Raw genomic sequence first — 13,655 nt, forward strand, 5'->3', positions numbered from 1 at the left:
AAGAAAAAATAAAAGGTTGTTCTTCCTACCAGTAAGGTAGGAAGAACAACCTTTGATCAAAGACTTATGAGAGGTAAACCCCTCATAAAGACTTAATTAGTTGCCGGTGAGCTTCTTGCGAAGTTCTGCAAGAGCCTCATCAGAAGCAAGAGTACCGGACTCTGACTTGCTATCAGAGGAGTAGGAAGAAGGAGCAGCTTCAACCTCAGCAGCAGGCTCAGCAGGTGCGTTAGCAATAGCTTCTGCGTCAGCTTCAAGAGCCTTTGCAACCTGTACCTTGTGAGCTTCCCAGCGAGCCTGAGCATCAGCATACTGCTGTTCCCAAGCTGCACGCTGAGCTTCAAAGCCTTCAAGCCATTCGTTGGTCTCAGGGTCGAAGCCCTCAGGGTACTTGTAGTTGCCCTCTTCGTCGTACTCAGCTGCCATGCCGTAAAGTGCAGGGTCAAACTCAGTACCTTCAGGATCTACGCCCTCGTTAGCCTGCTTGAGGGAGAGGGAGATACGACGGCGGTCAAGATCGATGTCGATAACCTTAACGAAGAGTTCGTCACCAACAGAAACAACCTGCTCAGCCAAATCAACGTGGCGAACAGCAAGTTCGGAGATGTGAACGAGACCTTCGATGCCATCTTCAACACGAACGAATGCACCGAATGGTACAAGTTTGGTGACCTTACCAGGAACAACCTGACCCAAAGCGTGGGTACGAGCAAATGCCTGCCAAGGATCTTCTTGAGTTGCTTTGAGGGAGAGTGAAACACGCTCGCGGTCAAGATCAACTTCGAGAACCTCAACGGTAACCTCAGTGCCAACCTCAACGACCTCGGAAGGATGATCGATGTGCTTCCAAGAAAGCTCAGAAACGTGAACAAGACCGTCTACGCCACCAAGGTCAACGAATGCACCGAAGTTGACGATAGAGGATACAACACCGTTACGAACCTGGCCCTTTTCGAGCTGGTTAAGGAAGGTGGAGCGAACCTCAGACTGAGTCTGCTCAAGCCATGCACGGCGAGAAAGAACAACGTTGTTACGGTTCTTATCAAGTTCAATAATTTTTGCTTCGATTTCCTGACCGATATAAGGTGCAAGGTCACGAACGCGACGCATCTCAACCAAAGATGCAGGGAGGAAGCCACGAAGACCGATGTCGAGGATAAGACCACCCTTGACAACCTCGATAACAGTACCGGTAACGACACCGTCGTTTTCCTTAACCTGCTCGATGTCGCCCCATGCGCGCTCGTACTGTGCACGCTTCTTAGAAAGGATGAGACGGCCTTCTTTGTCTTCCTTAGTTAGGACGAGAGCCTCAACTTCGTCACCAACGGAAACAACTTCGCCGGGATCGACGTCATGCTTGATGGAAAGTTCGCGTGAGGGAATAACGCCTTCGGTCTTGTAACCGATATCGAGAAGAACCTCGTCGCGGTCAACTTTAACAACTTCGCCGGAGACTAGATCGCCATCGTTGAAGTACTTAATGGTCTCATCAACGGCCTTGAGGAAGTCTTCTTCAGTTCCAATGTCGTTGATAGCAACCTGAGGAGTGTTGGTGCTCATATAGTAAAGGGCTCCAATAGGATAGATTTGGTAGGTTGATACAGCCAGGCGCCCACTACGTACAAAACATATCTTCTGAGTATTTGATAAAAATATCTCTCACTCATCGGGTTCCGACGTAGCATTCACCACGAGTGGTTCACTCTGTACCAAGCGTTTATTCGGACAATTATGTGAGCGCATAGTACGCCCACACCGTTGATTCTAGGGGGTTACACCCAAGATGGTCAATCATAGCCACACTATTTCAGGTGTTTATTTCACAACAAATATGGTATGTTACTTCCCCATTGCATTATCAACGGCTAAACATCGACTCCCACGACGACATCGGGGTATCAAAAACTAGCTCATGGTAGACCTCACGACGATACTCTTCAAACCCCCTACGACAATAGTTCTTCAGAGCGTATGGCCCGTCTAAAGTACATGTATGCACCCACACACGTTGCACTTCAGGTATAGCGTGATAAGAGGACATCTTCCATGCAGCAGTAAGAACATACTCCAAAAAGGCTTTACCCAGCCCCCTACCATGCACCCACTGCATCAAACCAAAATAGAGCAGCTCCACATCAGAGCCAAATTCATCATCAGAACGAGGAATAACCTGAGTATCTAACTGCGCATAGCCACAAGGAGTTCCCTCAACATAAAGAACCCATAGTTCACTGCCAACTTCGCTCAGTTCGTCATCCCACTGCTCTCGAGACCAGCTTAAACGCTCGTACCAGTAATAAGGCCCACCAACAACACTATAAAGCCAACGAATAAACTCCGGCTGAGGATGCATCACCCGCTGAGCATACACGCCTTCAGGAAAGCCCGAAAACTCTCCTGGATCTGAAAACATCTGTAAATAAATGACCTCAACATCCCGAGGAGAACGCGAAGGCATCGAATTTGTTATAGAAGTCATGACCAAAGAACGCTTCCCCTAATGTCCAGCCTCTTGCCAAGACGCACCAGAACCAACCTGAACATCAAGAGGTACCAAAAGTTCCACAGCCTTGCTCATCTCTTCACTCAAAATACGGCGAGCTTGTTCAAGCTCACCAGAGGCAACTTCTAAAATCAATTCGTCATGAACCTGCAAAAGCATACGACTCTTAAGATTCTCATCATTAAGACGACGATAAACATTAAGCATCGCAATTTTGACAATATCCGCAGCAGTACCCTGAATAGGAGCATTCAACGCTGCACGTTCAGCAGCCTCACGACGTTGCTTATTTGAACTGCCCAAGTCGGGAAGAATACGACGGCGTCCAAACATCGTCTCGGTATAACCATCACGGTGAGCCTGCTTAACCGTTGAACGCAAGAAACGCCCCACATTGCCAAAACGTTTAAAATAGTTCACCGTTAACTCGCCAGCCTCATCAACAGGAATACCGAGTTGTTTTGAAAGACCAAAACGAGACAACCCATACGCCAGCCCATAAGACATTGCCTTAACTTTGGCACGCATCTGTGATGTCACCTCTTCAGGAGCCACATCAAATACTTCTGAACCAACAAAGCGATGCAAATCCTCACCACTTTGATAAGCCTCAATTAGCTTCTCGTCCTTAGCTAGATGCACCATAATGCGCATTTCAATCTGCGAATAATCTGCAGTCAGAAGAGTCTCATATGATGTTCCATCAACAGAATGCGGATCAACAATAAAGACCCCACGGATTTTACGTCCTTGCTCAGACCGGATAGGAATGTTCTGAAGGTTTGGTTCCGTAGAAGACAATCGCCCAGTCGCTGTAACATTTTGTTGAAAAGTCGTATGAATCCGACCATCAGCAGCCGTCGCTTTTTCTAGACCTTCAACCGTTTGTTTGAGCTTGGTAAAGTCACGATAGGTCTGCAACGCAGCCAAAAATTGCGCTCCGGCAGTATCAGGATTCACTTTAGTCATCAAATCTGCAATAGACTCAGCATCAGTAGAATACCCCGACTTAAGTTTGCGAGTCTTGGGCAGTCCTAATTCTTCAAAAAGAACTCCTTGAAGCTGTTTAGGAGAGCTCAGATTCACTTCGTGGCCAATCAAACGATACGCTTCGTCAGTTGCCTGACGCACGAAAGAATCATAGTAGTCCTTAAGCTCAGAAATCTTTGCAGAGTCAACGGCGATACCAGATTGTTCCATACGAGCTAAAACCTCTGCCATAGGAAGCTCAATATCCTGATAAAGGGTTAGCTGCTCATCATCAACCATCCGATAATGCAAACGGTACGCCAACTCTTGAATATGGCGAGCAACAAGAGCGCAATGCTCAAAGGGGACAGAAGGTTCTAACACAAAGAGCTCTGCTTGAGGCTCCTCCGATACTGGCTCCTGAGGAAGAGAAACCCCCAAATATTCTTGGCACAAGGCATCCATCATCGTCGCAAAATCACGTTTACGAGCTGAAGGAATATACCCGCACACATAAGAACTCAGCATCGGGTCTTCAACGACCCCAGCAAGGTCAAAGCCTCGCGCGTTCAACGTCTTATAGTGCTGTTTGAGGTCGAACAGAATTTTAGGTTGAGACTCATCTGCTAGCCAACGAGCAAAAACACTCTCTACTTCTGGGCTCATCGCAGTAAAGTCAAGCCATACGCTAGAAGCTCCAGCAACTAAAACAGCACCTAAAAGATCACGCTCATGAGCTAGGCCCGTCTGCTGAGCAGACTCAGCGACAACAGGATATAACGTCACAGCACAGCTCAAACGTTCCGGCACAGATTCTGAACGCTCCACCTGAGCAATAACATCAGTCGCCGTGTCCAAGAATTGACGTAAAACTTTATCTCCGTCATCAGAAGAGCACGTCTCAACTGTCGTATCAAAAGACAGCGCAGATACAGTCGTACCCTGCTCCGCTGCGGCGGGGAAAACCTCACCCACACGACGGCGAATAGAATTAAACGCTAACTCATCAAAAAAATCGTCAAGACGTTGATGGTCTTCCGGACCATACTCACTCATATCCGATAACGCAAGCGGCAGTTCGAGGTCATCAACCAGACGATTCAAACGACGGTTACGACGCACATCCTCAATATGTTCCCTAAGCGCCTCACCCTTTTTGCCTTTAATCTCATCAGCATGGGCAAAAATACTCTCTAAATCACCGTATTCATTAATCCATTTTGCGGCAAAACCAGGCCCCACACCAGGTACACCTGGCAGGTTATCTGCTTTCTCACCTGTCAACGCGGCAAGATCTGGGTACAAATGAGGAGGTACAAGATATTTCTCTTGCACAGCAGCCGCATCCATAGGACGGATACCTTTCTGCGGCCCCGTCGTCACAGGATAAAGTACCGTGACGTTATCAGAAATCAGCTGAAAAGAATCCCTATCACCAGAGACAATAGATACTTGATATCCGCTCTCACGACCAGTCTTTGTCAACGTTGCAATAATGTCGTCTGCTTCATATTCAGGAACGGTTAGCCAAGGGATATTTAACAAATCAAGAAGACGCTGAATTAGCTCAACCTGCCCAAAAAATTCGGGAGGAGTCTCCGAACGCCCACCCTTATACTCACTATATTCACGTGTTCTAAATGTGCCACCCGATAAATCAAACGCAGCAACAATATGCGATGGTTCTTCACTTTTAATAAGGCTCAACAACGTTGAAAGGAAACCATGAACCGCATTTGTGTGCTGTCCTTGAGCATTAACGAAAACATCAGCTGGAGTCCCATAAAAAGACCGAAAAGCTAAAGAATGACCGTCAATCAGTAGAAGTTTTTGAGTTTTTTTAGCAGATTCTTGTGTAGTCACAAGTTCTATCCTAGACGCTTATTCTTTCTCACACCACGTTCACTCCCCCTATGTTCACTAGCACCTCAGAAAAACAAAGAGCATAATGAAGACTATGAACGAATTACCTCACGACGTACGCGCATCATTGATTGAGCATGGAATACCGGAAGATTCAGTACACCGTTTCGGTCCGCTAGGTTTAGGAGAGCTTATCCCTAAACTTGGTATCCGCTTCCTTGAACTCTCTGCAGAAAAAACTGTTGCAACCATGCCAGTATCAGGAAACACCCAACCAGCAGGACTGCTACACGGTGGTGCATCCGCAGCATTCTTAGAGACTCTTGGATCTTTTGCATCAAATATGGCTGTCGATGAGAAAACCATGGCAGTCGGTACTGAACTGAATATTACTCACCTACGCTCTGCCGTCAGTGGTCTTGTGACAGGAACCTGCACCGCAGTTAAACTTGGTAGAACACAGCTGGTCCACCACATTGATATTACCGATGAGAAGGGAAAGCTAATTAGTAGCGGAAGAATGACCAATATGGTTGTTCCTAATATCGTTCATTCTGCTCAGAAGGGATAACACGCATGCGAGAAAAAATTGGGATGGTCTTTCTCATCCTCACTATTCTTGTTGCTGTTACGGCAATGCAACGTGGAAGCTATTGGTGGCTTGGTCTAGCAATCTGTAGTGCTGTCACACTATGGGGTATTGGAACAAAGCCTTCACAAAAATAATCTTTGCTCACAACACATCATGGTGGGGTTAGCACTCCTAAAGGAGTGCTAACCCCACCACGTTTTTATGTCTAGTAAAACCTATGATTTAGACATTTGTTCAACGATAGTCTCAGCAACTTCACGCATAGAGATACGTCGATCCATTGACGTTTTTTGAATCCAGCGGAACGCTTCTGGCTCTGTTACCCCCATCTTTGTCATGAGCAAAGACTTTGCACGGTCCACAGCTTTCCGCGTCTCAAACTGTTCTTTAATATTTTCAACTTCAGCTTGAAGAGCCTTAATCTGTTCATAACGACTCATCGCAACTTCGATAGATGGGATGAGCTCATTTGGGCTAAAGGGTTTAACCACGTATGCCATTGCACCAGCTTCCGTGGCACGGTCTACCAGCTCTTTTTGGCTAAAGGCAGTTAACAATACAACAGGAGCAATCTGTCGTTGTGTAATCTCTTCAGCAGCAGTAATACCATCCATAATGGGCATTTTTACGTCCATGAGGACAACGTCAGGGCGGTATCGCTCAGCGAGTTCAACAGCAGTCTTTCCGTTATCAGCTTCTGCGATGACGTCGTATCCTTGTCCTCGAAGAATCTCAACGATGTCCATACGGATGAGCGCTTCATCTTCTGCGACGATAACGGTATGTGTTGTTTCCTCTGTGGAAGATGTCTTCTCTGACATACAAACTCCTAGCTCTCTGCCGACCCTTTTACTTTATAATTTTGACACGTTGCTTAGCTATCTGTTCAGCACGTGAAGAAAAAAGTCCGTAATATTCACCACTGTAACCTCATCAACCGTAAAACAACCTCAAAACTGACTTCTCAAACGCTCTCATAAAGTATCTAAGGTTCTATCTTCACTTCAGTTGTAAAGGAAAGTTCAGAAAGCTGAACACATCAACACCTAAACAACAGGCACGCCTTAATATATAAAGACAACAATGATTATAGATTTTAGATTCCTCTAAATATTAAGACTTCAGAGGACCACCTTCTTTATTTTCTATTTTTAAAATAAAATTACCAATCTCTTTAACAATCTCAGTAACTAAAGCATTTCCCATAAAGAACATCCTCATTCGGTCACTCACCGGCACAACATCTCCGCCAGCAGTTTTCTTGTAGGCAGTCCAATTATCTGGAAAATCTTGCAAGCGTTCAGCTTCAATCGGTGTCAAAAGACGATAACGATCATTTCTAAAGATGAGATGTGTCGAGCGGTTAAGGCTCCCTTCAGACGTTAACATTGTACGACTTGGCAAATTTTCATAGTCATAAGGAGACATTCCACCTTCTGAAAAAATGTAAGAAAAACCATCTACAGAAGTTCGCTCAATTCGTTTTGGACCTCTTAGGTACTTAAACTTTTCAATCTTCTCGTCATCATCAAGATAATATTTTTCGTCAACTAATGCTTCATCTTGAAGAATGTCACCAAGAGTTAAAGAATTTCCATGATACGCTTGCTCAGTTTCAACGCTATAGCATATCCCATGACGCATAATTCCAGTATTCCATGCTTGACCTGTAAAATTATCAGATAACTCAACAATATCATCATTTAACTGATAATAAGACCTACGATTTTTAATGACACTTTTTTTGATTGGGAATTGAGTTGCAAATAAACCTTGGCAGAAGATATAGTCATCATATCTATTTTCTTCAGAGAGAACAGCATCTCCCTCAAAAACACGGTCAATTTTCTGAGCAAATTCGGTATCATTTCTATACACGAAAAAGAACACACGTCTACGTCGCTGACCTCTACCATATTCAGCAGCATTAATAACACGCCACTCAACAGAGTAACCTAGCTTATTAAAAGAAGCTAACATAATAGAAAAATCTCGCCCACGTTGTTTTGAAGGAGATTTTAAGAGTCGGTCTACGTTCTCTAGAATTAAATATTTCGGTTTAATGATTTTGGTGGCTCTAATAATTTCCCAAAATAAGACACCTTTTTTACCCTCGATACCCATTTCGTTTTTCTTGGTACGAGCCACAGAATAATCTTGGCATGGAAAACCTCCAACGATTATGTCTGCATCCATTTCAGCAAAATCATTATCTGTAATATCAGAAATACTGATATTGATATTTTTACTGTCAGGGAATTGGTAGTTATACACTTCAAAAGCATCTTGAGACTTGCGAGAAGGCTCCCACTGGTTAGACCATTTTGTTTGAAAAAAGTCTTTATCTGCGTTTTCAAGTCCAACACGGAACCCGCCTACACCTGCAAACAACTCAAGGACTTTCATTTTTCTCCTATAGAAACCGGAATGTATTCATATTATACTATTCCGTTGCAAATTGATCAAGTCTCCAGTGTGCTGCGGTGTTACAATAGAGGCACTCTAACGCTTGTAAGGATTTTTATGTTATTTGATTATGATGACAGCAATATTGAAAGCATTGTGGACTATTCCAAAAATAATTTACTAAACAAACCGCTGTCTCGGATTATTGAATCTTATAATTTATCACCGTATAAGACTTATAAAGACTTCCAGGAAAAAAAGATATCAAAAGTTACCAACAAAGAAATCAGCATAAAGTCAAAAGGGCAATACGGTAACTATATTGAAAGATACTTCTATGGGTTACAAACTAATAATAGCTCCTTACCAGACTTTGATAAAGCTGGACTAGAGCTAAAAGTTACCCCCTTTAAAGTTAATAAAAATAAAACAATAAGCGCGAAAGAACGTCTCGTTTTAACAATTATTAACTACAATAAAGAAAATCTAGATAATTTTTACGATACCCACCTATGGGAAAAGTGTGCAAAAATGTTACTTTTATTTTATGAAAGGACCTTAGAAAATCAAAAAATAGAAGATTACGCTATCAAAAAAGTTTTTCTTTATAAATGGTTCGAAGAAGACATGAAGGTAATTCTTGAAGATTACCGAAAAATCAGTCAAAAAATTAAAGCAGGAAAAGCACACGAATTATCTGAATCGGATGGAAATTATCTATCAACTTGTACTAAAGGTGCGGGAAAAGGGAAAGACCTTAGAACACAACCCTATTCTGATAAGTTAGCTAAGCAAAGAGCTTGGGAACTTAAGTCAAGCTACATGACTTACTTGATTAATCATAAAATTTTCGACGAACCTGACCAAGAGAGCATATTAAACGGTGTCAAGAACAGTGACAAAATATTTACAGAAATTATATCAGAGAAAATTTTAAAGCATAGGGGGCGTTCAGCAGATGAATTATATCAATATTTTAGTGTAAATCCCAAAGCAAAAGGTAAGAACAACACTCTTATACGAAAAATTTTAGGGCTCACTGGAGATGTTGATAAAACAAAAGAATTTCAAAAATCTAATATGAATTTACGAGTAATTCGTATTGACAGCACGGGGCTTCCAAAGGAAGATTCTCCGTTTAAGAATTATTCTTTCCAAGAGTTAGCAGATATAGACAACTGGGAAGAGTCTCACCCGTATCTAGAAATATTTAGTAAGAAATTTCTATTTGTTATTTTCAAGGAAAAAGATAAGAATACTTTTGTTCTAGACGATATTAAGTTCTGGGGGTTTCCCGAACAACTGCTAGAAGAAGTTCAACGGGTTTGGAGACAAACTCAAAATATCATCCGCGAAGGAGTAGAACTCACTGTAAGAGGAAATAAAGTATCAACAAATTTCCCACAGAGTAGAGTAAATAAAGTAATTTTTACAAAAATACATGCGCAGAACACCTACTATGAGATAAGGTCATCAGAGTTTCTCGGCAAGGGGAAGATATCTGATACGGATACCTTGCCCAGCGGATTAAAAATCACAAAGCATTCATTTTGGTTGCCCAAGAGGTTTTTAAAAGATGTATTGGAAGGAAAATGGGACTAAATATAGGAGAAAAGTCCTAAGATATCTGTTACGCACTTAATAAACCAAGTTGATAACATGTTTAGCGCCTAGCTCTTAGATAATTTCAAAGAGTCTGAGGAATGATAACTAGTATGGACCTTTATAAACTCGAAAATGTCGCATACGACTTCAATCAACACGTTAGAAAAAAGCTCCCCAAACATCTAAAACACGACTGCGACACTGGAGGCGGAGGAGACAGCGAAACAGCCCTATGGGTCGCTGAGCTCGTATATCAATACGCTATCTCCATAGACCCCGAACTATACGTTAACTGGAGAGAACACCAACCTATCGTCTACGGCAGCACATGGGCCGGATACCACTGCGCCGTTGAAGCATTAGAAGCAATTGACGCTCGCCCAGAAGTTCAAGCAGAGTTTAAACGTAGAGGAATCACACCTTCGGTGAAATATCTCTCGTAGATTCAAAAGATATTTCTATTGAGAATCTCATAGAGAGAAAGTGAAGCTTCAAAATTACCCTTTACAGGTTTTCCGAGAATAGAGCGTTCTCCCCTAACACAAAATAACACCTTACCGGGTGGGGTTAATACCAATAAAAAACCCTCTTCTACAAGAAAGAAGAGGGTTTATTGTTGTGCCCAAGGTGGGACTCGAACCCACACTCCTAAGAACCGCATTTTGAGTGCGGCGCGTCTGCCAATTCCGCCACTTGGGCGCATCTGCGCTAAGAGCACTCCTCTACGATACACCATCACTACGCAAAAGTGAAATCGAAAGAGCCGAAATCATAAAATACTTTATCTAATGCCTCACAGCACAACAGAAAGAAGCCCCATCCTCGCTCATAAACAGAACATAGGACAGGGCTTCTTCTCGTATCAGGATAAAACCTTAGAGAGTGACGATGCTAGGAATCTTCACCCCAAGGGCCAAGTTTCTCTTTCTCTTCAGGAAGAAGAGCACCAGCGTCATCCAAGTCACCAATACGGTGAACTTTCAACATATTGGTTGAGCCGGCAACGCTTGGAGGCGAACCAGCCGCCATAACGATGAGTTGATTAGGTTCAGCAATTTTTTGAGCCAAAAGGTACTGGTCGACCAGACCTGTCATCTCATCAGTGTTTGCAACGCTCGCAGCTTCTACCGCGTCTACACCCCAAAGCATTGCAAGGAATGCGCGAACCTTAGGATCAGGAGTAAATGCAATCACAGGCTTCGACGGGCGCAAACGTGCAAGACGGCGAGCCGTATCGCCGGACTGAGTGAACGCGGTAATGTAATCAACATTGAGCTGATCAGCAACGTTCACTGCCGCACGAGTAATCGCACCACCACGAGTCTTAGGAGAAGTGCCTAGTTCAGGCACGCGATACAAGCCACGTTCCTCAGTGGATTTGACGATACGAGCCATCGTCTGAATGGTGATAATCGGGTACTCGCCCACAGATGTTTCACCAGAAAGCATGACGGCGTCTGCACCATCAAGGATAGCGTTAGCGCAGTCAGATGCTTCTGCACGAGTTGGAGTGGGGTTATGAATCATTGATTCAAGAACCTGCGTTGCCACGATAACAGGCTTAGCCCAACGGCGAGCAAGTTCGATGGCTCGCTTCTGGACGAGAGGGACCTCTTCAAGAGGATATTCAACGCCTAGGTCACCGCGAGCGACCATGATACCGTCGAACTTATCAACGATGTCTTGAAGATTGTCAACAGCCTGAGGCTTCTCAACCTTCGCAATAACGGGGATGCGGAATCCTTCTTCGTCCATGATTTCGTGAACACGAGCGATGTCGTCGCCAGATCGCACGAAAGAAAGAGCGATAATGTCGACACCAAGTTTCAAAGCGAAGCGAAGGTCGCGTTCATCTTTTTCGGTCAATGCGGGGATAGATACCGCAACGCCGGGAAGGTTAATACCTTTATTGTTGGAGATAGGCCCACCAACAACAACGCGTGTTGTTACTGTCGTGTCAGTTACTTCAATGGCTTCAAGACGAATTTTTCCGTCATCGATGAGCAGGGTGTCTCCGGGAGCGACGTCTCCAGGGAGCCCTTTGAAGGTGGTACCACAGATGTCTTTGGTACCTTCAACGTCTTCGGTCGTAATTTTGAAAGTATCACCAGGTTCTAGAACTTCAGAACCGTTTTTGAAGGTTTCAAGGCGAATCTTTGGGCCTTGTAGGTCTGCCAAAATGGCAACGTTTTTACCGAGCGCTTTGCTCTGTTTACGAATGTTCTTGTAGGAATTTGTGTGAACATCGTGGTCGCCGTGGCTCATGTTAAGGCGGGCGACGTTCATGCCAGCTTCAATAGCTGCCTTAATTTTCTCCTCAGAGGAGATTGCCGGACCAATAGTACAAACAATTTTTGCGCGTCTCATGTATACAACCTTAGTAAGTTTGGGGGTGCGACAACAAGGGGGATGATAGAACATCTTGCGATAGTGCGTTCAATGAGCCACAAAAAATAACATTCCCACACATTCACAGATATTCTTAGCATCTCTCCGGGTGCATACCTCATTATACGGGCATAAACCTTCTTTTTGTCCCAAAAATGAGAAAAATAACTCATAAAACCAGCCTATTTCCCACAAAAACACACATCTTATTCGTTAAATGTTCCATCGCCGTTCAACTTGTTTTATTCTTGAGATATAAAAGCACCGCAAACCACGCCTTACCGGCATGAAAGAAACGTGAGACTCATGAGCACCCAAAACGTCGTTATCCTCTTCGGCTCAAACTACGGATTTACAGAACGGTACTGCCGCTGGATTGCAGAAGAACTCCAAGCTCTCGACCAGTCCCCCAACATTAGCCTCAGCCCCATTGCAGAAGCCACCGACGAGCTCATCGAATCTGCTGACGTACTCATCGTCGGGGCAAGTTACCTTGGAGGGTTCCTCACCGGTGCTCCAACATTACGCAAACGCCGTGAAGCAATGCTCAAAGTTCCGCACCGTGTCTTCTTCACCGTATGTTTCAACGGTCTAGCCGTATACCCGCGTGAATACCTCGACAAACGCGTCATGAAATCTTATAAAGAAGACGTCGCAGGAAACTGCCCCACCTACCACTTCCGTGGAGGACTAGACCTCTCCCAAATGACGAAAACTCACAAAACTGTTCTAGCAGGAGTTCGCACCGCATATCGTCTCAAGCCTCACGCGAACGAATACGACAAACAGATGATTGAATCTTTCGACAACGGTGGTGGAGACTACACCAACCGTGAAGACATCTTCCCCCTCGTCGAAACAGTCGCAGGGTATCTCTCCCCCAATGTAGAAAGCTAAGGCGCGTATCCTCATGGGAGCATGTGTTCTCATCTCAGCAGGTAGCCAGTACGGATACACCACAGAATATGCACACTGGATATCCGAAGCGTTAACTAACCATGACAACACTATCAACGTAACAATTTGCGCTACAGAACAGCTCTGCGCAGAAAATATTCAATCAGCAGATATTGTTCTTATCGGAGCTAGCGACTATGGAACATTTTTGACAGGAGCAAAAACAACACAAAAATACGCTGAACTATTGCGACCACTCCCACGCGTATTTTTTACCGTATCTTTTAACGGGCTTGAAGGTAGTAGCCGCCAAAAGTTAGACAATATGGTGATAAAGAACTATGGCGAAACGTTAACGGAGAACGCTAAAATTTTCCATTTTCGTGGAGGACTAGACCATACCAAGCTCAGCATGAAACATAAAACGCT

The 13,655-nt window shown here is 44.1% G+C and carries 12 protein-coding genes and 1 tRNA gene; 6 read left to right on the forward strand and 7 right to left on the reverse strand.

From position 1 onward, the window contains the following. Window positions 1-96: 96 nt before the first annotated feature. The 3 genes from rpsA to polA all read right to left on the reverse strand — a co-directional run bounded on the left by rpsA (window position 97) and on the right by polA (window position 5,338). Entirely contained in the window at window positions 97-1,563 is a 1,467-nt protein-coding gene (rpsA, locus tag ACN08Z_RS05075) for a 30S ribosomal protein S1 (RefSeq protein WP_419101790.1), read from the reverse strand. 298 nt (window positions 1,564-1,861) lie between these two features. Further along, complete coding sequence (locus ACN08Z_RS05080) at window positions 1,862-2,482, reverse strand: GNAT family N-acetyltransferase (RefSeq protein ID WP_419103502.1); 621 nt, start codon at window positions 2,480-2,482, stop codon at window positions 1,862-1,864. Window positions 2,483-2,500: 18 nt separating this feature from the next. Further along, window positions 2,501-5,338 (reverse strand): DNA polymerase I, encoded by a 2,838-nt coding sequence (gene polA / locus ACN08Z_RS05085; protein WP_419103503.1) that lies wholly within the window; start codon window positions 5,336-5,338, stop codon window positions 2,501-2,503. 85 nt (window positions 5,339-5,423) lie between these two features. On the opposite strand from polA, the gene ACN08Z_RS05090 reads away from it, so the two are divergent. Further along, window positions 5,424-5,909: a PaaI family thioesterase gene (locus ACN08Z_RS05090; RefSeq protein ID WP_419103504.1), complete on the forward strand. Its 486-nt coding sequence runs from the start codon at window positions 5,424-5,426 to the stop codon at window positions 5,907-5,909. 5 nt (window positions 5,910-5,914) lie between these two features. After that, on the forward strand, window positions 5,915-6,064 hold the full coding sequence (locus ACN08Z_RS05095; protein WP_419103505.1) for a hypothetical protein: 150 nt from the start codon (window positions 5,915-5,917) through the stop codon (window positions 6,062-6,064). Between the two features lie 81 nt (window positions 6,065-6,145). Here ACN08Z_RS05095 and ACN08Z_RS05100 read toward each other — a convergent pair whose 3' ends face one another. Both ACN08Z_RS05100 and ACN08Z_RS05105 read right to left on the reverse strand, forming a co-directional pair. Further along, window positions 6,146-6,751: an ANTAR domain-containing response regulator gene (locus ACN08Z_RS05100; RefSeq protein WP_419103506.1), complete on the reverse strand. Its 606-nt coding sequence runs from the start codon at window positions 6,749-6,751 to the stop codon at window positions 6,146-6,148. A 292-nt stretch (window positions 6,752-7,043) separates the two neighbouring features. Beyond that, complete coding sequence (locus ACN08Z_RS05105) at window positions 7,044-8,336, reverse strand: DNA cytosine methyltransferase (RefSeq protein WP_419103507.1); 1,293 nt, start codon at window positions 8,334-8,336, stop codon at window positions 7,044-7,046. 117 nt (window positions 8,337-8,453) lie between these two features. Here ACN08Z_RS05105 and ACN08Z_RS05110 point away from each other — a divergent pair, with 117 nt between their 5' ends. Both ACN08Z_RS05110 and ACN08Z_RS05115 read left to right on the forward strand, forming a co-directional pair. Next, a complete protein-coding gene (locus tag ACN08Z_RS05110; RefSeq protein ID WP_419103508.1) occupies window positions 8,454-9,938 on the forward strand; it encodes a Sau3AI family type II restriction endonuclease in 1,485 nt (494 codons plus the stop codon). Window positions 9,939-10,051: 113 nt separating this feature from the next. Beyond that, entirely contained in the window at window positions 10,052-10,384 is a 333-nt protein-coding gene (locus tag ACN08Z_RS05115) for a hypothetical protein (protein WP_419103509.1), read from the forward strand. Between the two features lie 176 nt (window positions 10,385-10,560). Here the strand turns inward: ACN08Z_RS05115 and ACN08Z_RS05120 are convergent. Together ACN08Z_RS05120 and pyk are read right to left on the reverse strand one after the other, a co-directional pair. Beyond that, a tRNA-Leu gene (locus ACN08Z_RS05120) sits at window positions 10,561-10,640 on the reverse strand. Between the two features lie 192 nt (window positions 10,641-10,832). Further along, window positions 10,833-12,308 carry a pyruvate kinase gene (gene pyk, locus ACN08Z_RS05125; RefSeq protein ID WP_419101798.1) on the reverse strand — a complete coding sequence of 492 codons (1,476 nt, stop codon included), beginning with the start codon at window positions 12,306-12,308 and terminating at the stop codon, window positions 10,833-10,835. 327 nt (window positions 12,309-12,635) lie between these two features. Between pyk and ACN08Z_RS05130 the strand changes: the two genes are divergently transcribed. After that, entirely contained in the window at window positions 12,636-13,226 is a 591-nt protein-coding gene (locus tag ACN08Z_RS05130) for a flavodoxin domain-containing protein (protein WP_419103510.1), read from the forward strand. Window positions 13,227-13,239: 13 nt separating this feature from the next. Beyond that, window positions 13,240-13,655: flavodoxin domain-containing protein (locus tag ACN08Z_RS05135; protein ID WP_419103511.1), on the forward strand; the 416-nt coding region annotated here is incomplete at its 3' end.

The sequence above is a fragment of the Rothia sp. P7181 genome (assembly GCF_048513015.1).
In the GTDB taxonomy this organism is placed as follows: domain Bacteria; phylum Actinomycetota; class Actinomycetes; order Actinomycetales; family Micrococcaceae; genus Rothia.

Bases quoted from the DNA above. Each gene is read 5' to 3' on its own strand.
- ACN08Z_RS05080 (WP_419103502.1), bottom strand. From the start codon at position 2,482: ATGACTTCTATAACAAATTCGATGCCTTCGCGTTCTCCTCGGGATGTT.
- ACN08Z_RS05115 (WP_419103509.1), top strand. From the start codon at position 10,052: ATGGACCTTTATAAACTCGAAAATGTCGCATACGACTTCAATCAACAC.
- ACN08Z_RS05090 (WP_419103504.1), top strand. From the start codon at position 5,424: ATGAAGACTATGAACGAATTACCTCACGACGTACGCGCATCATTGATT.
- pyk (WP_419101798.1), bottom strand. From the start codon at position 12,308: ATGAGACGCGCAAAAATTGTTTGTACTATTGGTCCGGCAATCTCCTCT.
- ACN08Z_RS05110 (WP_419103508.1), top strand. From the start codon at position 8,454: ATGTTATTTGATTATGATGACAGCAATATTGAAAGCATTGTGGACTAT.
- ACN08Z_RS05095 (WP_419103505.1), top strand. From the start codon at position 5,915: ATGCGAGAAAAAATTGGGATGGTCTTTCTCATCCTCACTATTCTTGTT.
- ACN08Z_RS05100 (WP_419103506.1), bottom strand. From the start codon at position 6,751: ATGTCAGAGAAGACATCTTCCACAGAGGAAACAACACATACCGTTATC.
- ACN08Z_RS05130 (WP_419103510.1), top strand. From the start codon at position 12,636: ATGAGCACCCAAAACGTCGTTATCCTCTTCGGCTCAAACTACGGATTT.
- rpsA (WP_419101790.1), bottom strand. From the start codon at position 1,563: ATGAGCACCAACACTCCTCAGGTTGCTATCAACGACATTGGAACTGAA.
- ACN08Z_RS05105 (WP_419103507.1), bottom strand. From the start codon at position 8,336: ATGAAAGTCCTTGAGTTGTTTGCAGGTGTAGGCGGGTTCCGTGTTGGA.